General features: G+C 41.3%; 24 protein-coding genes and 1 pseudogene. 7 read left to right on the forward strand and 18 right to left on the reverse strand.

Annotated elements, in window-relative coordinates:
* Positions 1–25 precede the first annotated feature (25 nt).
* Both FX988_RS21360 and FX988_RS21365 read right to left on the reverse strand, forming a co-directional pair.
* Complete coding sequence (locus FX988_RS21360; protein WP_160182281.1) at positions 26–3,058, reverse strand: type IV secretion protein IcmB; 3,033 nt, start codon at positions 3,056–3,058, stop codon at positions 26–28.
* A 10-nt stretch (positions 3,059–3,068) separates the two neighbouring features.
* Positions 3,069–3,488: a hypothetical protein gene (locus FX988_RS21365; RefSeq protein WP_013755159.1), complete on the reverse strand. Its 420-nt coding sequence runs from the start codon at positions 3,486–3,488 to the stop codon at positions 3,069–3,071.
* A 33-nt stretch (positions 3,489–3,521) separates the two neighbouring features.
* Here FX988_RS21365 and FX988_RS21370 point away from each other — a divergent pair, with 33 nt between their 5' ends.
* The 5 genes from FX988_RS21370 (at position 3,522) to FX988_RS21390 (ending at position 9,699) form a co-directional block, all read left to right on the forward strand.
* Positions 3,522–5,690 carry an RHS repeat domain-containing protein gene (locus tag FX988_RS21370; protein WP_254700805.1) on the forward strand — a complete coding sequence of 723 codons (2,169 nt, stop codon included), beginning with the start codon at positions 3,522–3,524 and terminating at the stop codon, positions 5,688–5,690.
* Between the two features lie 26 nt (positions 5,691–5,716).
* Entirely contained in the window at positions 5,717–6,169 is a 453-nt protein-coding gene (locus FX988_RS21375) for a hypothetical protein (protein WP_160182282.1), read from the forward strand.
* Positions 6,170–6,335: 166 nt separating this feature from the next.
* Entirely contained in the window at positions 6,336–7,064 is a 729-nt protein-coding gene (locus tag FX988_RS21380; protein WP_160182283.1) for a hypothetical protein, read from the forward strand.
* Between the two features lie 225 nt (positions 7,065–7,289).
* Entirely contained in the window at positions 7,290–8,468 is a 1,179-nt protein-coding gene (locus FX988_RS21385) for a hypothetical protein (protein WP_013755121.1), read from the forward strand.
* A complete protein-coding gene (locus FX988_RS21390; RefSeq protein WP_013755120.1) occupies positions 8,452–9,699 on the forward strand; it encodes a hypothetical protein in 1,248 nt (415 codons plus the stop codon). The genes FX988_RS21385 and FX988_RS21390 overlap by 17 nt, the downstream gene beginning before the upstream one ends.
* Before the next feature lie 225 nt (positions 9,700–9,924).
* On the opposite strand, the pseudogene tnpC reads toward FX988_RS21390, so the two are convergent.
* From tnpC to FX988_RS21445, 11 genes and pseudogenes are all read right to left on the reverse strand, one after another.
* A pseudogene (gene tnpC / locus FX988_RS21395) lies at positions 9,925–10,518 on the reverse strand (IS66 family transposase); the annotation flags it as partial.
* A gap of 12 nt (positions 10,519–10,530) precedes the next feature.
* On the reverse strand, positions 10,531–10,935 hold the full coding sequence (locus tag FX988_RS21400) for a LexA family protein (RefSeq protein ID WP_041248276.1): 405 nt from the start codon (positions 10,933–10,935) through the stop codon (positions 10,531–10,533).
* A gap of 97 nt (positions 10,936–11,032) precedes the next feature.
* Entirely contained in the window at positions 11,033–11,239 is a 207-nt protein-coding gene (locus tag FX988_RS21405) for a hypothetical protein (protein WP_013755118.1), read from the reverse strand.
* 713 nt (positions 11,240–11,952) lie between these two features.
* Positions 11,953–12,342, reverse strand: a complete 390-nt coding sequence (locus tag FX988_RS21410) for a hypothetical protein (protein WP_160182284.1) — start codon at positions 12,340–12,342, stop codon at positions 11,953–11,955.
* Between the two features lie 63 nt (positions 12,343–12,405).
* Complete coding sequence (locus FX988_RS21415; RefSeq protein WP_160182285.1) at positions 12,406–13,812, reverse strand: hypothetical protein; 1,407 nt, start codon at positions 13,810–13,812, stop codon at positions 12,406–12,408.
* Between the two features lie 97 nt (positions 13,813–13,909).
* The gene (locus FX988_RS21420; protein ID WP_160182286.1) at positions 13,910–14,164 is read right to left on the reverse strand and encodes a hypothetical protein; all 255 of its coding nucleotides are present in this window, start codon (positions 14,162–14,164) and stop codon (positions 13,910–13,912) included.
* A 75-nt stretch (positions 14,165–14,239) separates the two neighbouring features.
* Positions 14,240–14,464 carry a hypothetical protein gene (locus FX988_RS21425; protein WP_160182287.1) on the reverse strand — a complete coding sequence of 75 codons (225 nt, stop codon included), beginning with the start codon at positions 14,462–14,464 and terminating at the stop codon, positions 14,240–14,242.
* 103 nt (positions 14,465–14,567) lie between these two features.
* A complete protein-coding gene (locus FX988_RS21430) occupies positions 14,568–15,602 on the reverse strand; it encodes a phosphoadenosine phosphosulfate reductase family protein (protein WP_160182288.1) in 1,035 nt (344 codons plus the stop codon).
* A 169-nt stretch (positions 15,603–15,771) separates the two neighbouring features.
* The gene (locus FX988_RS21435; RefSeq protein WP_160182289.1) at positions 15,772–16,452 is read right to left on the reverse strand and encodes a hypothetical protein; all 681 of its coding nucleotides are present in this window, start codon (positions 16,450–16,452) and stop codon (positions 15,772–15,774) included.
* A gap of 158 nt (positions 16,453–16,610) precedes the next feature.
* Positions 16,611–16,760 carry a hypothetical protein gene (locus FX988_RS21440; RefSeq protein ID WP_160182290.1) on the reverse strand — a complete coding sequence of 50 codons (150 nt, stop codon included), beginning with the start codon at positions 16,758–16,760 and terminating at the stop codon, positions 16,611–16,613.
* A gap of 26 nt (positions 16,761–16,786) precedes the next feature.
* Positions 16,787–17,116 (reverse strand): hypothetical protein, encoded by a 330-nt coding sequence (locus FX988_RS21445; protein WP_160182291.1) that lies wholly within the window; start codon positions 17,114–17,116, stop codon positions 16,787–16,789.
* 190 nt (positions 17,117–17,306) lie between these two features.
* Between FX988_RS21445 and FX988_RS21685 the strand changes: the two genes are divergently transcribed.
* Entirely contained in the window at positions 17,307–17,468 is a 162-nt protein-coding gene (locus tag FX988_RS21685; RefSeq protein ID WP_013755111.1) for a hypothetical protein, read from the forward strand.
* Between the two features lie 180 nt (positions 17,469–17,648).
* On the opposite strand, the gene FX988_RS21450 is transcribed toward FX988_RS21685, so the two are convergent.
* The 5 genes from FX988_RS21450 to FX988_RS21690 form a co-directional block, all read right to left on the reverse strand.
* On the reverse strand, positions 17,649–18,002 hold the full coding sequence (locus FX988_RS21450) for a hypothetical protein (RefSeq protein WP_160182292.1): 354 nt from the start codon (positions 18,000–18,002) through the stop codon (positions 17,649–17,651).
* Between the two features lie 110 nt (positions 18,003–18,112).
* Positions 18,113–18,475 (reverse strand): hypothetical protein, encoded by a 363-nt coding sequence (locus FX988_RS21455; protein WP_160182293.1) that lies wholly within the window; start codon positions 18,473–18,475, stop codon positions 18,113–18,115.
* A gap of 99 nt (positions 18,476–18,574) precedes the next feature.
* Complete coding sequence (locus FX988_RS21460; RefSeq protein ID WP_160182294.1) at positions 18,575–18,979, reverse strand: antitoxin Xre-like helix-turn-helix domain-containing protein; 405 nt, start codon at positions 18,977–18,979, stop codon at positions 18,575–18,577.
* A 3-nt stretch (positions 18,980–18,982) separates the two neighbouring features.
* A complete protein-coding gene (locus tag FX988_RS21465) occupies positions 18,983–19,408 on the reverse strand; it encodes a helix-turn-helix domain-containing protein (protein WP_160182295.1) in 426 nt (141 codons plus the stop codon).
* On the reverse strand, positions 19,395–19,508 hold the full coding sequence (locus FX988_RS21690) for a type II toxin-antitoxin system HigB family toxin (RefSeq protein ID WP_201751686.1): 114 nt from the start codon (positions 19,506–19,508) through the stop codon (positions 19,395–19,397). The genes FX988_RS21465 and FX988_RS21690 overlap by 14 nt, the downstream gene beginning before the upstream one ends.
* Before the next feature lie 658 nt (positions 19,509–20,166).
* On the opposite strand from FX988_RS21690, the gene FX988_RS21475 reads away from it, so the two are divergent.
* On the forward strand, positions 20,167–21,753 hold the full coding sequence (locus FX988_RS21475) for a S8 family peptidase (protein WP_160182296.1): 1,587 nt from the start codon (positions 20,167–20,169) through the stop codon (positions 21,751–21,753).
* Positions 21,754–21,798 lie beyond the last annotated feature (45 nt).

A 21,798-nucleotide genomic window follows, 5' to 3' on the forward strand; every position in this document is an offset into this window, starting at 1 on the left:
ATACTACAAGATAAAGCGGCAGGAATTATGCCGCTGTATATTGTGTCTTAAAGTACCTTAAATTGTCATTTACAATTTCATCAACAATTGATGATTCAAAATCACCATTTTTTTCTAAACCTCGATTCTTACGCAATCGCTCCATTTCAGCCTCAATGGTTCCAGACGGATAACGTTTAACCAAAATTTCATTAGCTATGTCTTCACCCAATACCTTTCCTAGCTGCCTTCTAACGTAATCATCTTCTTGGATGGAATTAATTCTCCAAAGAAACCCGGGTCCGACTGTTGATATCAATTTATGTTGAACAGTCCCACGTTTCGTTCTGAAAATATTCAAAGAGGTTGCGCCAGAAGCGCTAGGGGAACGCATTTCATTTTCCAGAATGGTTTGTAATGATGGCTCTAGCTGGAACTTCTCAACGCAGTCCTTAACGTTTGCTGGACTACCAGAGCCGAGAATACTAACCGCGTTAGCTAACTTGACTATTGAATCAGGTATAGCTTTAACAAGTTGTGTGGCCAAAACTATATCGATACCACCTTTACGGCCCTCTAAAGTGGTCGTTTCAAGCATCGATTCAAAAGTAGTTATTCCTCCCCCTCGGTGCACTTCATCAACACAAAAGCGCTTAGCCAGGCGCTTTAGTCGCTGTATTTCTTTTGAATAAATACCGCGGCTATTAATGTCGTATAGGCCGTGTTTTTCTGGTAATTCAGGCAACTGCTCTTCGTACAAAAAGAAGTCACTCGTTAGTATGTTTGTCGCTAAGGTATAGAAGATAGTATTTTGTTTATTGGCGGCAGGTCCTTTCCCGCGAGTCACATCATCTAAATCAAGACTAATAATTTTAGCGCCCTGTAAATTCCACCTTGTTCTACCAGATAGGATGGGATAATCGTCCATGGCACCAGAGAGCTTGCGGGCAATAAAAATTAGTATTGGCTCACCCATTGGAGTCGTTAGACCTTCGAATTCATTGGTTAAACGCTCATTAGAAGTCAAGCCAACCAAGTAAGGGATATCCGGAACGGCTTGCTGCTGAGCTAACATTTGATGTGGGCTGTTATTAATATAAAGAAAATCTGCAACGTCCCACCAGAACACTTTATTTCGGATCGGTGTGAAGTCGAGGCGAGCTAATTCATCATCCACATCTTTAATTAAACCAGGTCGGTAAACTAATGCTGTAGCCCTATCAGATGTGAGCGTATAAGCCAGCTTAATTAACGAACTAATGACTTGGTAAGTACCTTCATAAGGGTGCTCGCTATCATCAGGAAGTGCGAGAGTGACTAACATATCCCGTATAGAGCCCAATTGCGCGGATGTTGGAAGTCTGAGAGTAGGTAAGGTATCAAGAATGTTTTTTTGAAATTCTTTGGTATTTTGTAAACGGTGGTACTGCGCAAGATAGGCTTGATTTTCAGGGAGCAGAGAGCGCACCAACATGATAAAGCCCCGCGAAGTTGTACCCACATCTATCTGGCGGATATAAGCAAGTTCATTAAAGTCGGGATGCAACAGTAAAGAGAAGTTATCACATGCCAACTCGGCAGATTTACCGAACCCCATTGGCCCTAATATCACTTTTAGCCAATAATCCATTTGTTTCGAAAAAGGCTGAGTGGGGAATAGTTTACCTTCTGCAGTCCGTAATATTCTAGAGCCGGTATCCCAAATAGATGACGGTCTAGAGATGGGCATAAGTTGCATGGTTTCATTCAATTCAAAGGGAAGTTGGCTAGCAGTTTTTCCGCGAGTCAATCCTGGTATGGAACTCATGAACGTTTCTACAGGATCGCCCTCAACGCTTTCGCATTCTATCCCCCCCCAACTTTGAAGACGCTTAACGATAATCTCTCTTTGTTTTTTAGCATCTTGCTCAGACTGGCGGGACCAAGTTGAAACATGAATTCGCAGGTCGACAAAATCTCCCCCCGCATCCTGAACGGCGCTTAAATTATCATATGCGCTAGAGATTTCCTTGTTATCCCTATGCTTGATAAGGGAAAGTAAGCTCGCTAATCCGACCTTCCACATTAGTGAATTACTGGAATGCTTATTGAAAGCATAGGTAAGCCTAAAGGGTATATTCTCTTTTTTAATGCTTCGCAAAAAGGAAGCAAAAGGGAGCGGCTTTTTCGGTAAATACTTGACAGAAAAGGGGGCAATATACGTATCACCGATTTGCATTGTCGTATAAGTTAAGCGTTCAGCCATTCGCGGGATTAGCTGGTCTTGCAGTTTAGGCATGCCAAAAGCAGAGTAATCACTATCACCAGATTCAACGGGACGATACGTGTATTTGTCTCCCTGTAAAGCAGGTCTCCAGCTTAGATCGGTAAAGCCAGAATCATAGGAATTTCTTAGGTGATACGCATATTCGTGAGTGGTCTCAAGATCTATCCATATACCAGCATTATCAAAATCATCTTTAAGGGCAGACAGGGTAGCTTCGTGCCTATGTAGATAATATGAAGCGCCATGTACTAAATTTTGCGCATCGGTCATTTTGGGAGTGTTTGAACCCAGCTTTTCAGTTAACTCTTTAAGCTGCTGGATTTCTTCTCGTGTCAGAGAGGTAAGTTGAGTACGCACCACCAGCAAATTTGTTTCGGTATGACAAAAGCGAGCCATGACATCAACTTGCTCATCGATGATACCAGTTGAAAGGAAGCCTATTTTGTTAGCGACTCGACGCGCACTTTTGCCATATACTTCTTCAATTTCCTCTTTGGTTTTATCAGTATCCAACTCAAAGGACCATTCAAAACTAGTATCACCATTCGCCATATACCCTTTCATGGCGCTTTCAAGTTTAAAGACCGTATCGGCATACTCTTCAGATTTCATGGCCTTCTTTGTGCCGCGCACATTGAATGCACTTACAAGACTGCAATCATCCATTAAGAAAGTATGTTTATTAACATTCGTATCGAGCGATACAAAATCCTTTGGGCTTTGAGAAAGCACATATGATGAAATAAGCTGGAAGAATGTCTCTGTAGACGATAATAACCGGTCGGAAAACGTCTTTTTGGTTTGATGGTACATATCAGTTCCTTTATGAACTGGTTTTTAACCAGTATTCGTAGATATGGGAAAAAGCTGCAAAGCTAGGCACATACCTTAAATCTTTGAAGTATTTAGCATATTCATTGCGGTCTAGACTGCCAATCACCGATAGGCCAACAGCCATTTCAGCGCAAGTTTGTGGCTCCTCTTTAGTGAGGAATTGAAAGTCTGAGTAGGTAATTTCACTCTCAAGCAACTGCTCAAAAACGGTTTCTGCTCGCTCTCGTCTTGTGCTATCACCACTTAAAATAGCGAAGCCAATTTCACGGGATAAACGGGTGACTTCGGATTGTGTTAAGTCACTGGCCATGATGACAAAACCATGATTGGATAAATTACGAACGGGCCTTTGCAATTGGAGTGCACTTGCGCATATGGCACAGAGCACTTCTTTATTTACAACCTGCATAAAGCCACTCAATACACTTTCTGAGGGGGCGCTTTGATACCCGCAACAGGCGCACGTAAATTTGGACTAATATGTAGTGAAAGTGAAAAAGGAATGTCTCGAACGTATCAATATGATAGTGCGCTTAGAGTTACTCAAACTACTACTACGTTAGATGGCGCTAACTTTATATCTGAAAATCAATTTGATGATAATTTTGGACGGCCAATTGGCTTAGTTTACCCTAACGGTCTAACTCTGGCCTATGAGTATAATGCCCAGGGGTATCTGGTATCTGAGAAAAATGCTGCAAGTAGCTACATCTACCGTACGATTGAAGATATGGATGCTTTTGGAAATATAAGTTCGGCTACTATGTCTGATGGTTTATTAACGGGTCATTATCTGTATTCTCAGAAAAGTGCTCAAATGCTCAGTTCCACAATTACAGGTTCTCAAAGATTACATGAGCTTTATTACACGAATTATGACGAATTTGGCAACATTATAGAACAAAGCAATCTGGTTACCGGTACCAGCGAGCGTTTCACCTATGACAATTTACAACGTTTAACAAATAACGTTGCGGAGCATGCAGGTTCGGTTGTTCAGGCAGTAAGTTATGGTTATGACGCTATTGGTAATTTTAAATACAAATCTGATTATTCTACTACCGTCGAAAATGCATACCAATATATTCAAGGAGAAGCAGGACCTAATGCAGTCACTAGTGTTATTAAACCTAATGGCTTAGTTAGTTTTAAATATGACGCTAAAGGCAATATGATCTCAGGCGATGGGCTAACAGCAACTTATACAGCTTATGGTAAGCCTGAGATAATCGCAAAAAATGGCAAGACTAGTAATTTTGCGTATGGTAGTGATCGACTGCGTTATAAGCAAGAATCAGATAATGATTCAATATATTACATTGATAAGTTGTCAGAACTAGAAGGTAAAGATTGGCGTATTTATATTAGTGATGTGGCCGTTATCAAGTATAAAGCGGGTGACCCTATGCAAAATACCTCACAGAGTTCGGAAATCCGATTCTTGCATCGTGACCGCTTGGGAAGTGCAACCACCTTAACTGATCATAACGGTCAAGTAACTGAACGAAGGCGCTTTGATCCGTTTGGAAAACCCAGAGGAATATCTAGCGAGTCTCTACTATCAGCTCGTATTTCTAGCTTTGGTTCCGATAGTGAGGTGAGCAAGCGCGGGTTTACAGATCATGAACATTTAGACGAACATGAACTCATTCATATGAACGGGCGGGTGTATGATTATAACCTTGGGCGGTTTTTGAGTGTTGATCCGTTGGTTCAAGCTCCTACAAATAGTCAAAGCTTAAATCCCTATTCGTATATTATGAATAACCCCTTGTCAGGTACAGACCCTACAGGTTATTGCTCAACTACTGATACGATGAAGGATTGTGCTGGTGGTCTTGAAGAAGGAAAAACGCAAGCTATCACCAACTCTGATGGTAAAACCGTTGGTTACGTTGGCAAAGACAGCAAAGGTAATGTACATATAACGAACAACGGTGCGAGCAAGGGGCAAACAGCAGTATCAAACTCAATTGCAAGTGTTGGGAAGCCTAATGATATAAATTCACAGAATCAGGTAGCTAGATCAGATCCACAAGCGAATAGAAAGCAAGATGTAGAACTCAATGGCAGTGAGACCGCGTGTGCACCGATGTGTGTTATGCCATCAGTTGGAACATCCGCACTTGGTGTAGGTGGGGCTTTAGGAAGTCCAGAAGAAGGAGAAGCTGATAGTGGCCACATTCATCCCGGTTTTGAAGATTCAAAAAAATCAACACTTTCCTTTTCTAAAAGGTCTGATGATGTAAATGCCGAAGCTGACAATACAGGAGCGCTGAGCGCCAACAATAGGGCGGGCCAATACTCAATTAGACTACAAATACAAACTGGTGATGAAAACCTCGATTCTATTGCTATCATACGAGGAGCATCAGTCACTAAATCTGAGGCTTGGACTGGACTTGAGCACCTATATCATGGAACAAAGAATAGTAACAAGGAGTGGAATAGAAGTTTGAGGTCTGCAATTATCAATATGAGCAAGAAAATCAAAAGTCTTAAGACGGGTGTAGCCGGAACAGGTAACGTAATGCGAAGTGAATTTATCTTCAGAAGGCGCTTGTATCGAGTGGACCTTGAGAATTTGTCAGGAGTAAATTTAATACAATGATTTTTCTAGAATTAATGTCTCTCTTAATGAGCAATAATGAATTTGATTACGGTGTTAGACAAGTAGGCTATGTTCTTGAGATTAATACTATGAAAAATGGTGTTTCGTTACGAAATAATCCATTGCTAGAAGAAAGATTTCGAAACATAGTTTTAAGCGAGTCTCAAGTATCTGAACTTGTAGATGGGCTTAGTAAATTGACGAAGGATGATACTAAAGACAAGAAGCCTATAGCGTGGGCTTTAAGTAAAAGTTTTAACCAAAGAGCTTGTCCAAGTTTAAAGTATATTGCAAATGCTGCAATTGCAGACTCTAATGACGGGTTGTTATTTCAGTCTCTAATTGGAATAGAGAATTGCTGTTTACGCGAAAGTTGGGACTTTATAACAGAAGTTTCATATTTGGATTTCTTAGAGGATTCATCCGAATTTGCACAGAAGAAACTAGAATATAAGGAATTAGGCTTATACGATGATTAGTGTTAAATTTGTATAATGCCGAAAGAGGTTAAATTCTGGGCAGTTTAACCTTACTTTACCTCGCATTCCCCCCGCGCACCCAGCGGGGATTTTGTCGCCAAAGTGGGTTAGTAGTGTAGAGTCAACTTTAGTAAATTAATTTGTTGGAAATATCAGAGTAGTAGTCATGGATAAAGACGATATAAAGCAACTTATTAAAATTTGTGCGAAGGGAGTACCTGTTGCTGACCTCGGACTGGATTCATTAGACTTCATTTCGAACTCAATACAAAAACGAAGACTGTCAAGGATCAAGAAGTTTCTTCGATACCTTAATTTTCAATTTGAAAGATTAACACCTCAGCAGATAGACAATTTTTCAAAGCTCATCCATACATCTGAATGCGAAGAAGTGCTATCTGAATATGCTGAGTCCGCAATGAGTACATCATGCGACTTGGCTATAGCTTCTACCGCAATACTTTATGCGGAAAATTCTGACAATTGTTTGCTATCCGTAGATGAAGAAAAAATATTTCCATTTGGCCTACACAAGATTGATAGACAGTTATTGGATTTATTTTTAGCATTTATGCAAATGCCAAAAGATTTGAAACGTCATTGCTTCGCAGATGACGAATCATTGTTTTGTGAAAGATTGGCAGTTAACCCCCTTACATCAGACTACTTTCAACATAAGGGATTTGATTTAGAAAGTTGTTTCATTCTGTCGGACGACTTAATTAGAAGACGATTTTTAGCAAAAGATCCACGTAGTATGCCTAGAGCTATGGGGTCATCAGCACACTGGGAGTTTGCAGTTGGCTCTACTTCAATTTCCAAAAAGTTTTCAGATATCGTAAAGAGAGCAACAGATTTACTAGAGCTTGCGAGGGAGCGGCGGTTAATTGAATAGTGATCAAAATTTGAACTCGACGTAGTAACATTAAGCCATTCGGCGTGTAGTTGGAAAAGGAATTTTTAATAGAGATTTTTGGTGCAGTTATGCGGCTTTTTGATTTTGAATTCCCTGCCTTGCCAAGTTCTAAATGACACAAATATTTGCAAAAATTGAATTACCGAGCATACTGTATATAAAGACAGTGTGTTAACTATCAAAACAAGAAGAAAGTGAGTTGATATGCTGGAATGTGTTGAATGCGGACATTCATTCGATGAGAAGTTAAATGATTGTCCAAAGTGTGCGGAGTTACATGACGTCATTAGACCTGAGCTTGTTGCGGTAGCAGCGAAGACAGTGCAATTGATAACTGAACGCGGTAGTCCAGAAATTGAATCGAAAATTGGCGAGCTGTGGCCTCAAAATGATGACGTTTGTTATAAATTAATATCTCAGGTTGAGCAAAAATTCGCTGCAAAGAATAAGTTTCATAGTTACTTGCGTGAAAATAACTCGATTAAGTCACTGCCTTCAACGCTGAAAAGGTATGTCGAGAATAAATTAGACTTCTCTGGATTGGTGAGCAGTATGATGCAACAGTTGGTCATTGCTGCAAGGGAATCAGGTGCACACAAGTTGACAGGTGGAAGTATCCTATTTATGCATTATAAGTCGCATGAAAACGATGACCTTGGTCGGTTACTTGCCATCCTTGTAGATAAAAAGGATGGCTTTGATTTTGATGAGGTAAGTTTAGTGCCTAAAAATACCCCACATTTAAATCTAGATGCACTAAGACAAGCAGCATTATATGACTTAACCTTGTTCGAGCTTATCTACCCAGAAATACCAAAAGAAGACACCTATCTACAATTCATTAAAGGAAATTCATCAGCCAGCTTTTTTAAGAGTGCTTTTGGCTGTGATGAGAGAAATACAGACAATGTTCTTTCAGTCGATCAGTTAAGGGTAGCACTCAGTGATTTTGATGAGAAACATAACATTGGTAGCGCATTCTATGAAAATGCAAAAGTAGATTTCGAATTACTAATTGAGAGAGCAGAGAAACGAAAAAAACCTATTGCGGTTACAGACTTATATGATGCTATTGAATCTCATCTCCCTGAAGGTTCTCATCTTAAAGGCACATTCGCCAATTTCGTGAATACTGGGGGATATAAAGTTAATCATCATATCGAACCTACAAAAAATAGCGTTAAAGCAGGCCAGTATGTTGATATCGTTGCCACGGATAAAAGTTTTTCAGGAAAAGTAGTTCGCAAAAAAGTGGGAGCCTCTGGTTCAGGGAAACCTGTCGAATATGAGGATGGTAGGCTTACCCTATTGATAACAGATCACAATCAACAAAGAGAGTTTGAAAGATTGATTGAAGCACAAAACAATGAAAACCAAGACTAGTTTCGAAGAATTTTTTTCGCTGCTAAGTAGTGAATCTGCAATTTTTGTAGATGATCAGGCTCGTATCACGATTGATGAAAATGCGGATAAAGCGCAATTAGCATTGATGCTACAGGGCATTGGCTACAATATTGATCCAGTTAGAACTATCAAAAATGGCCTTCTGACAATTTCTTTAAACGCCACTAATTGGGAAAGGCAATGTCCAATTTTTAGTAATTGGGAAACGCTTTTTGCTGATGTTAAAGCAAAATCATTATTGCCTGAGTTTTTCTATGTAGTCTCAGCAAGATCTTCAAGTTTTGATGATGAGCAAAATATCAAGCGACTTGATCTATTGTGCAAAACCAGAAAGTTGTTAGCCCAATTGTCAGATCATTGTGAGCCACCTTCTGGCCCGACAAAAGGATCACGCAAACTTGTCTATGTAATAGAAACTGAAACCAGCGTTGTAAAACATGAATTTAAACCTGTCGTATCGTGGGAAACATTAGGCATATTAGAAAATGTCGAGGCGTCGCTAGTTGCTATAGAAAAATTAGATAAAGTTATTAACGTCGGAGATAGTCAAGATACTGAGCGAAAAAATGTACTTCGTTCAGCTTTCAGTGAGCTTATAAGTGGGTGTACTGAGCAATCTGCAATTTTCCAAACTGTTCTGAGATCAGCCGTCGAGCTACTGAGAAAATATGAAGCTCATCATGAACTTTTTGTAAAACGCTTTAGCGTTAATAAGGTGCTACAAGAAATTAATGACCAAGATTTAAAATATACTTCGAAGATAAATGAAATTGTTTCGAGCGCTCAAAATAAAGCCTTAACTATTCCCGGTGCTTTGATTGCTATCGGTGCAATAATGAGAATTGACCAAGTTATTGATGGTATAGCTGTCGCTATAGGCATGTTGATTACAACGATAATCGTTCATCGCTCTCTAATCGTGCATGAAGCGACAATTGATCATATTGATAGGCAAGTAGAAGCCGATTTCCAGCGATACAATACGTTAAATGAAAAAGCTGAGGTAAGGTCGCAGGCAAATAATACTAGGAAAGAATTAACGAGCCTCTTAGGAAAGGCATCAACAAACTCTACTTTCATTAAAAAATGTATTTGGGGAATATTCATAGCTGCAATTTTGTTCATCTCCTCATCAAGCTATTTTGCCTCAACTGGAAGTAAAGAAAACGGGGCTGCTGTTCCCTTAAAAGTTATTTGCGTCGATAATTAACCTACACGCTAATTTTCACAATCGTTCTTTAAAGCTAAACTTTAAGGATTGTCAAAGAGGGAAATATCGTGAATAAAACCGAACAACGCACCCACATCATCGACCTCGTCCAGAACTGGGCAGTAGCCGAGAAAAGGCTGAGGATTGGAATGAAAACGAGCACCTACCACCCTTGAATTCAACCGCAAAAGTAGCAATTGAAAAGTAAGCGTCCGATAATTCCACCTAGCGTTTAGCAAACTGCCATGGTAGCAGTTGCTCGATATTGACATCGGGCTGGCTGAGTTCATCAAGGCAAGTCATCACATACTCGAATACGTTCAGGTCGTTGGCTTTAGCTGTTTCGATGATGCTGTAGAGAACAGCGCTGGCGTTTGCGCCTGTGGCCGTTTGGCTAAACAGCCAGTTTTTCCTACCTATGACGAACGGCTTTATCCCGCGCTCAGCGCGATTATTATCGATACGCAATAACCCGTCGAGTGTATAGCGTTCCGGCTTTTTCCATTGGTTTAAGCAGTATTGTATCGCTTCGCCCAACTTGGTTTTGGGTAACACTTGTTGAGCCGATTTCATTAGCCACATATGAAGCTGGCTTAGCAACGGCACACTTTTTTCTTGTCTTGTAATATATCGCACCTCTACCGTTTTATCTTTTAGCTGGGTTTCTAAGCGGTAGAGTTTTTGGATGTGATTGAGTGCCCAATCCGCTTTGCCACTGCCTTTCTTACCTGCGCCTTTTTTGGCTTCCATGAACTTACGGCGTGCATGTGCCCAGCAACCAATGAGTATGGCTTGCGTTTTCTCGTAGCCTAGATAGCCACAATGCGAACATCAGAGTTGCTTCTTAAAGGGTCGATGTAAGCGAATAGAGCGCGTCACCACTCCCTCTATCTGAAAGTCGTCACCTTCTTGCAAAAAATACGGGGGAAAACCCTTACTGGAAGACAGCAAACAACGCTGTACTTTATCGATTTTTTTGCACACGAATACTCCATTGAGATTTGCTACCACAATGTCTTGGTCTTTAATTTCTTGAGCGCGATCTACAATTAAAAGGTCACCTGAGAATATACCATCACCTTTCATTGACTCCCCTTGAGCAACACCAATATAGGTCCCAGAGGGGTGGTCAATAAGTAGCTGATCTAAATCTAGGTTAAGCTGTGTGTATTCTGCCGCAGGTGACTCAAAACCAATAATACCCGCAGACGCTTTGATAGGGATAAATTTCAACACACTGTAATTGTATACAGTGTTCTTGATCCAAGAAACACAAATATAGTCCACTCAACTAGATATAGTCAGATCAACAGGCCAAAGTCGAACGATGAACTTACTCGCCTTGGCTACCAGTAAACATTCTCGCAGCTAATTGCTTGTAAATCGCAGTTGAACGCCGAATCTGCAATATTACTAGCTGTTTATCCAGATCACACCCTCCCTCGCCAACACTACATTCCAAGGCGTATTTCACTAAGCCTTCAATCTCTTGACGAACGAAAGGACACTGACCTAGTTTGTGTACTTCGAATTGCCCCATAATTATCCTCTATATTTTCCAACAATGACCGACAGAATTTATCATCTATAGAAAACGCTGCAAAAAATAGGGTTTCGGCCGAAAAAAACGCATAACTGCTGTAATTGGCAAGCAACTGCTACATTTGGCAGTGATCATCCAGACCTTCACCAACCGAAATTTAATCACTTAATTTCTAGTATTCAAGACGTTACTGCTTAAGCAGTAACGTAGTGGAAATCTGTTAACGCTTAAGCAGTAACGTAGGGAGTAGACTTTTAGAGCTAAAAGCATACAAAAACAGGTGGCGAATAAAGCAGGAAGAATCTAAATCAATTCTTTTATTTACTCACAAAAAACTTGAAATCCATTTTAGATGAAACACCGTAAATCCCTCGACAACATTAACTTTAAGACATTTTCGCTTAGTTAAAATTGTCGCATTCCCCTCACGTAGAGCAGTGAAGATAAGTGACTAAAAACAGACAAAAGACTGTTAAGGCTAACTAGCAGTAACGTATTTATAAAAGCGTTACTGCTTAAGCAGTAACGTAGGGAGTAAAATTTTAAGGAGCGAAACGGGTGTATTTTTTTACTGCAATTGAAGGGTGGCACATATCCCGCGAGGAGCGATAGCGAAAAGGGGTATGGGGTGGCCTGATGATTTAAGTGATATTTGAGGCCGCTAAAAGCCGCTCACGGGCTTAAAAAATATTACGGGCCTCTCCCCGCCTCTAGGTATCGAACAGCCATTTGATAGTCTCATGTGAAATACTAAGCAGTGAAAAGCCAAGTGTGTGACAGAGCTTAGTGAGTCTTTCAGCACTGGGGTTTATCAAGCTGCACTTGTCAGATGATTCGATGGAGTCATCGCAAACCGAGTAAATTGTCAGAAGAGACTTTTCTTGGTTGTACGTTAGGTATTCGCTTACACCGAATGAAGTGGTACGCGATGCAACCTTGATAAGTGATGGTATGCGCAAGTCTACTTCTCCCTGCTCGCTTTTAAAGAAATACGAGCCGCTTTCGGTGCGAACGGAACAGTTAAAGCCTGGACCACCAGCATTAACAATTTGGGTATTGATGGTCTTGATGAAACTTGGAACGCCTGTCACGATTTGCATATAAAATCTCCATGTGTGTTTTGAGTTAACGTGCCTTGATTTTGAGGTCGTGCAACAAAGTGGCTACGACACTCCAAACAGCAATTCACGCATTGATAAGATTTGGGGCTCTGCCCTCTCCTTGGTTACTGGCTCTAATTGGCCTAAACGCTCAACTGCTGCGCTGCCTGACTCAATCATGATCTGATTTGCGTCAGCCAAATTACATTCGGTATGTTTGGCGTACCAAAGGTTATTTCTCTTGTGGTAACGAAAACTAGAAGCTCTCAGCAAACCTAAAACGCTCTCAGAGGGCTTTTCACTAAAAACAAGCTCGATACCATGTTTAGCGTCATTAAAGCGTAGCGCGACATTTTGAGGTTCGCCCCCATTAGCCTTTGAATTATCCTTGGGTTTAGCTAGGTCCTTTTCTTGCAGAGTAATTTTTTTTGTAGACTGCGGATTGGTCAGGTGTTCAGCAAGCACCCCTTGAGGAACCCAAGAAGCACCTTTGTCGAATAGGTTAACTTTGTGTACCAACCAACCGTCAGCAAACTCATTTGATGTTTCTTTTAGGTATGCGTTAAGAGAGCTGTAAGAGCGTTTGTGTTCGCAGTCTTTAGGTAAAGTGGCAAGGTGTTTTGTGTCTTCATGTAACGCGGCAGCTTTACGCATTTCAGGGAATAGGTTTCTAGTGTGTGTAGACCAAGCAAGGATGATTGTTTGATTGGTGGTAGAGCCGTGATAGTCCTCTAGTGAATTTGAAGTGTTAGTGACGTTTTGAGCAACGATAACGGCCTTTGTGTTTTTAGGCATGTATTGCTCTATGTGTTTTATGTATTCGTTGTGAGCGTCTTGCTCTGCTTTTGCTCTATCACGGTTAGCTTGTTTTTCAGCGTCCAATTGTTCTTGGATGAACGCCTTAAAGTTTACTGCCTGAGTATTTGAAAGTTGAGGGCGGCAATCGTTGATGGTGATGTCTCTCTCACTACGGGTAGTGAATAACCATTTGTCATTGAAGATATCAAAAGCACCAAGCGTATATTTAGGGCTTAGGCCAGTATGGTCTACCTCTAGTATGTAAGCGTCATAGTAAGCGTTTGAGTAGGTATTCTTTACCGTAACGAATTTACCTATGACGGTATCGTAATAATCGATATCAACTGGGTTAGCAAGGATTGCGTTTAGTAGTCGTAGGCAAAGTGCAAAGTTGTTTATCTCTTCTTGGGTGTCACCTTCGTAGCAGTTACTAATAAGAATATAGCGAAGCTCTGAATATGCTTTAGTTCTGGTTAGGGTTTCCGTTACTTGAGTGGTGTCATTCCATGCCTGGGCTGATTCGTTGTATCTGGCCGCATATGACTCTGCATTCTGCCAATAGATCCCTTTGGCGATATCGGTTGCTGTTAGCGTGCTAAGGATAGTGGTGTTTTCACGTATCCATGTAGCGATGTTAAGAACTGTTGATTGTGAAGCAAGTGAAATAGACATGGCGTAGCCCTCTTGGTTGATTGCAGGGCTAACGTGTCAAGCCACCAGCGAGCGGCAAATTTTAGGGTTGGGGTTAGATTGTATTTACAATCGTTGGTTAAAAACTGGATTGGCCGACAGTCAACTCGCCTTTGTAGCTCAGTGGCAACTCTGCAATCTCCCAAGCAATATTCAATGGTGTGGTTAATTCAGTCTTATCTTGTTGGATGTAGTTGTATGCGCCCCACTCTGCGAATGCGGGCTCACCCTCTTTGGCCAAAACAATTTCATTGCCAAACTGGTCGATGCAAAGCATCAGGTTTTGCGATGGGCGATATGAAAGACAAGTTAGATAATGCATTGCTTCTAACATGACTGCTCCTTGTATTGAGTTTGATTCGATTAGGGGGCGCTTGAATGCTCACCCCCGCTAAAAGTGACTGAGTGTTTACCAGTCGTCCGAAGCGAGCATATCCATAACACCCTGCTCGATTTCGGCAACCTCCGCTTGCTGCTGGCAATCGCTATTGCAATAAGTCTTGCCGCCTTGGGTGTAACCGTCCGCTGGTTTCATGCCGTAAGACTCAAAAGAGAAGTGACAACCGGCGCAATGAGTAGGCGCGGCATTCGGTTTGGTTTGGGTGGTGCGTTGACTTGGGGCTAAGTAGCTCATATCAGTTCCTTAATGGGTTTGTGAAAGCGGGTTCGCTGGTATGGGGTCAATGTGTCTGGGTGGGGCGGTATTACAAATAAAGGGGGGGGAACGGAGGTGGCCGTTAAGCCACTTCCCTCTCTGTTTCTCCGGTGAACAAGTCAATGGTGTCCATGTCGCGTTTACGGTGTGTCTTCTTAGTGCGTTTTGCTTTGTTCTTCTCTGCCTTGGCAGCTTCTTTAGCGGCTTCCTTGGCGGCTTTCTCTGCCAGTAATTCTTCACGTCTTTTGGTTAACTCCGGAATTAGGCGCTGCACTTCCAGTTCATCGAATTCAATTCCAACCTTTTCAGAGATTGATACAGGCACAGGTTGCTTGTTTTTCTGACGTACAAACATGGTGTGGTCAATGACGCGCTCTAAGGCAATGTAGTGGTGATAAAGTTCAGGTTTAGCGATTGCACCATTGGTTAAGTCGTTCTTGTTTGAGAGTATGCACAGGGCGCAACTAAGGCGTGTGTTCTTGTCTCCACGGTTGCCGTACATTGGGTGTGGGGCTTGACCTGCTGCTTCTATCGTATCGAACACTTCATCTGTGCTGTGAGCGTATACCGGATACCAATCGTAAACTTCACGGTTCTTGGTGGGGGCGTTTAAATTGTTGTTGATAACCAAAGGTGTTTTTAATGCGCGACCTGGCGACTCTTCTGCACGAATACCAACGCAATTGAAACCGACTGTGTAGCCGTTTTCATCCATCATTCTGCGAATGTATTTGTTGATGGTGGCTGTTTTAAGGCCACTAGTGCACCAACGCATCTTGGCGCTTGGGAACATGCCGCGAAGTAGGATTGCATCGCCCAGTGTATGCATTGGCTCAAGTACCACCAGCTCGTGATTGATGGTTGCTTTGAAATGCTCGATAACACCGTCATGCTCGTATTCGCCCAAGTGAACGTGAACCACTATGATTTGGTCATGTGGGATGATTTTGCACATTTCGATGTATTGCGCTTGTGAGTCTTTACCGCCTGAGTGTGAGCATACATAGATTGCTTTTCGGTTCTTCGCGTAGTCAACTACAAGACTGGCGCGGGCTTCAACTGCAAAGTCGCTTAACTTGTTTTCACCGCAAATGTCGAACATATCTAAGTTTTTCATCTCTCGTTTTCCCCTTGGTTGGTATGGATTTAATGTGCAGGGGTGACGAGAAACGGCAAAAAAGGGGCGTTAAAACTATTTGAACGCGCACGCGGGAGCGGTTAAAAATATTTGAATTCAAAGAGGGGAAACCCCAGCGTAAGTGCTGAGGTGTGGCGGTTAGATTTTCTTAATCCATTACCTTTAGGTGTGTAAGTTTGGGTATCCCATGCGTATTGGCAAGCGAGGTCGCTGCTATCGTAGAAACAGAAAAATCAATGCTTTGCTCCCAACTATCTGACAGTGTGTATATGACGGCAAAGATTGCCACTGCTTCGACTTGTGAGCGGGGCGTCCCAATGACAAAACGGTCTGAGGTAGGCACAAAGCAATCGAATCTGCGCATCCAATCAAGACACAGCTCCCCAAAGGCAAAATCCTTTAATACATCTATCCCCGACTTGGTTATCTCGACGTTGTAAAGAGCATTGGCCGCTGTCCACGGATGAACGCACTTGCTGTCTCTTACCGCTTTCTCCCACAAGCCAACATAAGAAGACGCCTTAATTCTTTTGCCACGAACACGGAGCGCTCCGGACACGCAATGCCCCAGAGTCTGATTCACTGACGATACAAGCAGGCCTTTTGGGTTCTTGCTCACTGTTGTTAACGCCCAGTGACGACGAACAGCATTCGACACCGAACAGATTACGTTGTTATCACCCCCATTTTGCAGGGCGAAGTGCAGATCCATATTGCTAATGTGCGATTGAAAGCCCTCATTAACTGTAAGAGAAGCAATAACCGATTCGCTCATACTTGCCATAGACGTAGATACGACCTCACGGTCAAATTCGATGTAATGTGACATGTTCACCTCGTTGGTTTGGAAGATTTCAGTAAGGTGAACGTAGGTAAAGTAGTGGGTGAGGCAAAAAAGGGGGAGGGATAAAGCTTATAAACCGCGAAGAGAGGAAGCGGTCAGTCAAAAAAACCCCGCATATGCGGAGTTTAGATTATAAATCTCATTCAGAAGGGGATCATCGCATCACGTTCCCCAACTGTAAGGCTTGGGTTGTCCCATAACGCACAGTAAGGGCCAACATACGTGGTGTTTTGAAATTCAAGATTTTCATATTCAGCAAGTTCCCTTTCAGCTGCTAAAGCTATTGTATCCATAGTGATTTCCTATGTTGTTTAAATAATTACGTTTCAACACATTTAGTAGCATCAACATCAACATCAACATGTGTAATATTACCCCGTGTGATAATCAATTCTATTCCATTTAAATTTGGACATTTAGTTAGAGAACGTATTTCATCAACACTAGCATCAGTAATTAACTTTTCGTGAACCAGATAGCCCAGGTCTAGCGTAATTGGCACCATTCCACTATTTGCGTTGCTTCTCTGTACTCCTCTCTGAATTTCTGACATTAGAACTTCATTTTCTAACAACTTATCGACACTTGGTGAATCTGCGCATCCTCCTAAAATTAAGCAAGTGAGCCCAATAAAAAATTTATTTTTCATACCTTTTTCCGATTTTGTTTAAGTGAGTCCAATGTGCCACATTCCTAATGTTATGCAACTATATGGGGCTTCCCTAAAGGGCTATTTTAAAAGGGTTAAATGTCATTTTTCACAACATATAAAGTCTGCTTTTTGACAGGTGCACGGCTATTGATACGTTGAATTCATAAGGTATTAATAGGGGTAGTGTATGAATAACGAATTGGAAATGGGCTGTAAAATCTGTAGAGCGCTAAATGATGGTTGGTGTATGAATGTATGGGCTATGAGTAGCGAACAAAAAAGGGAGTTAGCTAAGCGAGTTCAGGAAGCAACAAGGGATAAAAAAGTGCTGTATAACAAGGTGGCCTAGTGCATTTTTTCTAGGCGTGGCCTACGCCTGTTTCTTTTTCCACTTACTTTTCGTTTCGGTTTCGCCCCAGTTCGCTTATCTCTTTACCACCAGACTTAAAACTATAATACCTGTAAGCGGTAGCGATACCAGGTATGGAAACAATAGCGCCTGTCTTTAGAGGCGCTTTTGCAAAACACATTATTCCGAACAGTTAGCTTTCAAGACCTGTTCGCATATGTCATTAAACCTCTCAGTATGCAGAGTCGGTGATACAAATTTATTAGTTAATATACTGGACCAAACATATTGGTCCTCCCAACCATTAAGCATGAATAAATCTTGCTTCATCAGTATACAGCCGGTGCTTTCTTTATCGGCCTCCCCTATCCAAACGAACAAGTCATTGATAAAGTCATCGATTTCAATCAGGCGCCAATCAATCTCTTCATCTTGAAAGATATCTTCCTTAATTTCTTCCCCCGCGACCATAACGACAGCAGGGTTGGTATTCGAAAATTTGGCTTCAATTGCCTCCAGATTTGATGTACACATAACGTTATTTCCTTTGTTAGTAAATATCCCGACCTAAGAATGTTACTGAACGGAGCGAGATACATAGAAGCTATTGGGCTTCAAAGCAGAAGCCCGCATTGTTGTTACGGCTATGCCGCAACGGGTGTCATGAATTCCGTTAGATTGAGTGTGACCTTATAGAACGTTTCATCGGTATTGCCGCCTATCTCATTGATCATCACAACGTTATTGGCTAAACCGATTTCAATAAGTAGGTTCTCAATGGCCGTGAAGGCATTTTCTGTATCGTCCATCACATAAGCTGTGTTGCTTAAAATACCCTCTTGACCAATGGTGCTAGGGATTTCTGAGGTGACGAAAGGGATAGCAGCAAGAGGAAAAATGAAGCCGTGTTTTCTCATGCTTGTATCAACGATGACTGTTAATACCGCGCGGCTTGCCAAGCTAGGTTGAGTTGCTATAGTAAGTTGTTCACGATTGATAATGGTCATAGCGTCTCTCTCTGGGTTAGTTAAGTACAGAGCTAACGTGACACTATGGTAGGGGGTGGCAAATTATTGGGAAGAGATTAAACGGAGTTTCACAGACACTTAATTAGAATGAATTACCGAATCCAAATACTTTCGCAAGTCCAGCATGTTAGTGAGGTTTCCTATACAGAAATACTCTCTGGCAGGCTTGCCGCCAAAATGGGTGCTCGGCTTATTAATCCAGCCATGGGCTTGCTCAGTTGTAGGAAAAAGTAAGCGCAGCGCCTTATATACGCCTAGTGTAATTGATACTCGCGCTAGCTGGTCTTGGGTTAATTTGGTAGCGCCTCCCTGCTTCCATTTGGTAAACGTGTCGCGACTAGGCTCCCCCATTAAGCGAAGCGCTTCATCGGTGTTCAACCCCCATTTATCGCATATATTGAAGAATACTTTCAGACTGGTTTTGGCAACCTGTGCAGTATCAAATTGCTCGGGTTGTTCAACCGTGCGGTCATGACGAGTCATAACCTAAATACCAAAAAACAAAGCAGGGCTGATATTGAAGCGCTTTGATAAAAGTTCGATATGCTTACGACTTAAAGACTTTCCACCAGATAACACTTGCGAAACCATGCTTTTCTTACCAATTTCATTTTCAAAATCATTGGTATTCAAATTATGCTGTTCCATCAATACTTTAAGGGTGCCCACTGCTGGATCACTTTCATTCACGCTTTGATTAAAGCCAACAAATGAAGAGGCTGCATCCTCGAAGCGAGTGATAGCATTCCCCAAGGCTTCGATTACCACAAGATTAGTATCATAATCCTCAATTAAGGCTTCCATAAGCCCCAAAGCTTGTTCAAGCTCGTTGTCATCATGTATCTCACGCATGAACGGTGCGATAGTATTTAAATCAGCGGCCAGCTTTGTGACTTCTTTAATAGCAAGCATTATAGATAATCCTAATTGCGATATGTTTTACAAACATTCGATGATGTCGAAACTCGGTAAAGGCGAATAGCCGTAAGTTGTTGCCACCGATGTGAATCACCCACCACTTTTCTGTATATTTGAAGTTGCCTAAGCTTTTTGAAAACGGCTTTTAACTCTTCGTGAGTAGCTCTTTAGTACATTATAGGTTGTCTCTTTATTAATAGTAAACTCTGTGGAGTTGCTTGGCTTAAGCAGCCAAGCAATCACCGAAAAGTAAATCAAACATATTGAGCTGCGCCTTTTCTTCAGCCACGTTTTCACTGATGTCCGCGGCAGGGTACCGCCTCAATTTCGGGTGTCATGAGCATGATAGATATAAATTAGAAAGACTGAGCCGTTATATTACCCAGTCTGAAATAGCAGATTACAACTGGTGACCACGCGGGTCAGTAAATAAGAGGATAGTATTTTGAGTTTACTAAATATTTAAAAAGGGGCCCGCAGAGGCATTATTGGAAATAACAAACAGAGCTTCATTTAAGCTACTGTTATATATTAATAAATACACTAATAATGGATAAAATAACACTCGGTTGACAACTAGAAACGTTATTAATATGTTAAAAATGTTAACGGAATGAGCTGTATTGAGCCGAATATCAAATTAATAAGGATTGTTATGATTTCTAAAAAGACATACACCGTTGTTCTTTGTATTTTTAGCCCCCCACCCCATTTATGCAAATGAGCACTCACCTCTCAAATCTAAGAGTTTTTTGAACAAAATTGATTATTTAAGAATTAATTTCAAAATCAGCGAAGAATTCGATGATATTGAATTTAAAGTAAATAAATTTGTGAAAAAAGACGGTAAAGAAAATGATTTCGTTACAGCTATGAAAACCTTTCCATATATAAAGAAAATAAAAAAACTCCATAAAATAAAGTCTTATAGTGATAAACGTAAAAAACACCTGAAAAAGGTTGTAAAATTACCCATGCTGGGAAACTGGTATACAATCGACATAACCTCAGATATGACTGACGAGGTAGTTTTAGCAATATACAATGCGTTAGTTAGAACTCCACAAATTTCTCATGTAGAACTAGAAAGTCCGGTTATACCTACTCAAGAATCAAACCCAACGCCAAATCTTGAAGCTTACCAAACATACTTAGGTGCAAGTCCTTTAGGTATAAATGCCGATTATGCCTGGACTAAGCTCGGAGGTGACGGCAGTGGTGTAAAAATTATCGACATGGAAAATGGATATAATTCAAACCATGAAGACTTACCCACTCCTTTTATCAGAGTTAATGATTTAAATGACGGTGATCATGGAACAGCTGTAATGAGTATAATTGGCGGTTTAGATAACAATTTTGGCATCAAAGGAATTGCCCATGGTAGTCAAATTGGATTCTATGGATGGGGGACAAGTACGGCAAGCTCGATTTCCAATGCGGCTGATGCTTTGGATACGGGCGATATCCTGATTCTTGAAGGGCAAATAAATAGAGATATCAACGCTGGCGATACTTGCGTTTCAAATAGCCAAGACCATTGCGTCCCAATGGAATGGGCACAATCCAATTTTGACGCCATACAGTATGCATATTTAAACGGTATTATTGTAGTGGAAGCTGCTGGAAATGGTAATGAAAATTTAGATTCAAGTGTTTATTTAAATCGATTTGACTTGAACGTAAGGAATTCCGGAGCAATTTTGGTTGCCTCAACGAATGCGAGTGGAACTATAACTCGTAGAGCAAGTTCCAATTATGGTACACGAATTGATTTAAATGGTTGGGGTCACAAAGTTTCATCAGCAGGCCTCAACGGAACAACTCTATTTAACGGAGGAGCAAATAGAACTTACGGTGATGGGTTTTCTGGTACATCTGCAGCAAGCCCAATTGTAGCTGGCGCTGTTGCATCGTTGCAAGGCTATTACAAACAAAGAAATGGTGTAGCATTGGAGGTTGATACAATTAGAGGGCTTCTAAAAGCAACTGGCACCACTGAACCGCCAGGAGTTGAAGTCGGAGTAAGGCCTGACCTCAAGGCTGCTATAGATTTTTTTGATGGTAATCAGCTTCTAATACCACCAGTTTTAAATGCAACTTGGAGTAACTGTTATGGGCAAAATTGGATTTATTGGAATAGTGTGGAGGGTGCCGCATCCTATAATATCTATGTAAATGGAATACTAACATACACGCACAGCTCAACAGAATATTTAATCAGAGAAGTTAGTGTTCCCGCTCTTAGTACTGCGACGATTAAAGCATGCGATAATAACGGAATTTGCAGTGATAACTCTAATGCAGTGCAATTGACAAAGTCTAACGCTTGCCCCTAGCCAACCAAACTTTATCGGTAACAAAACTGATAATTTGTAACGAGT

It is taken from the genome of Paraglaciecola mesophila (assembly GCF_009906955.1).
Taxonomy (GTDB): Bacteria; Pseudomonadota; Gammaproteobacteria; order Enterobacterales; family Alteromonadaceae; genus Paraglaciecola; species Paraglaciecola mesophila_A.

Bases quoted from the DNA above. Each gene is read 5' to 3' on its own strand.
- FX988_RS21360 (WP_160182281.1), bottom strand. From the start codon at position 3,058: ATGTACCATCAAACCAAAAAGACGTTTTCCGACCGGTTATTATCGTCT.
- FX988_RS21365 (WP_013755159.1), bottom strand. From the start codon at position 3,488: ATGCAGGTTGTAAATAAAGAAGTGCTCTGTGCCATATGCGCAAGTGCA.
- FX988_RS21375 (WP_160182282.1), top strand. From the start codon at position 5,717: ATGAGCAATAATGAATTTGATTACGGTGTTAGACAAGTAGGCTATGTT.
- FX988_RS21380 (WP_160182283.1), top strand. From the start codon at position 6,336: ATGGATAAAGACGATATAAAGCAACTTATTAAAATTTGTGCGAAGGGA.
- FX988_RS21385 (WP_013755121.1), top strand. From the start codon at position 7,290: ATGCTGGAATGTGTTGAATGCGGACATTCATTCGATGAGAAGTTAAAT.
- FX988_RS21390 (WP_013755120.1), top strand. From the start codon at position 8,452: ATGAAAACCAAGACTAGTTTCGAAGAATTTTTTTCGCTGCTAAGTAGT.
- FX988_RS21405 (WP_013755118.1), bottom strand. From the start codon at position 11,239: ATGGGGCAATTCGAAGTACACAAACTAGGTCAGTGTCCTTTCGTTCGT.
- FX988_RS21410 (WP_160182284.1), bottom strand. From the start codon at position 12,342: ATGCAAATCGTGACAGGCGTTCCAAGTTTCATCAAGACCATCAATACC.
- FX988_RS21415 (WP_160182285.1), bottom strand. From the start codon at position 13,812: ATGTCTATTTCACTTGCTTCACAATCAACAGTTCTTAACATCGCTACA.
- FX988_RS21420 (WP_160182286.1), bottom strand. From the start codon at position 14,164: ATGTTAGAAGCAATGCATTATCTAACTTGTCTTTCATATCGCCCATCG.
- FX988_RS21425 (WP_160182287.1), bottom strand. From the start codon at position 14,464: ATGAGCTACTTAGCCCCAAGTCAACGCACCACCCAAACCAAACCGAAT.
- FX988_RS21430 (WP_160182288.1), bottom strand. From the start codon at position 15,602: ATGAAAAACTTAGATATGTTCGACATTTGCGGTGAAAACAAGTTAAGC.
- FX988_RS21435 (WP_160182289.1), bottom strand. From the start codon at position 16,452: ATGTCACATTACATCGAATTTGACCGTGAGGTCGTATCTACGTCTATG.
- FX988_RS21440 (WP_160182290.1), bottom strand. From the start codon at position 16,760: ATGGATACAATAGCTTTAGCAGCTGAAAGGGAACTTGCTGAATATGAA.
- FX988_RS21445 (WP_160182291.1), bottom strand. From the start codon at position 17,116: ATGAAAAATAAATTTTTTATTGGGCTCACTTGCTTAATTTTAGGAGGA.
- FX988_RS21685 (WP_013755111.1), top strand. From the start codon at position 17,307: ATGAATAACGAATTGGAAATGGGCTGTAAAATCTGTAGAGCGCTAAAT.
- FX988_RS21450 (WP_160182292.1), bottom strand. From the start codon at position 18,002: ATGTGTACATCAAATCTGGAGGCAATTGAAGCCAAATTTTCGAATACC.
- FX988_RS21455 (WP_160182293.1), bottom strand. From the start codon at position 18,475: ATGACCATTATCAATCGTGAACAACTTACTATAGCAACTCAACCTAGC.
- FX988_RS21460 (WP_160182294.1), bottom strand. From the start codon at position 18,979: ATGACTCGTCATGACCGCACGGTTGAACAACCCGAGCAATTTGATACT.
- FX988_RS21465 (WP_160182295.1), bottom strand. From the start codon at position 19,408: ATGCTTGCTATTAAAGAAGTCACAAAGCTGGCCGCTGATTTAAATACT.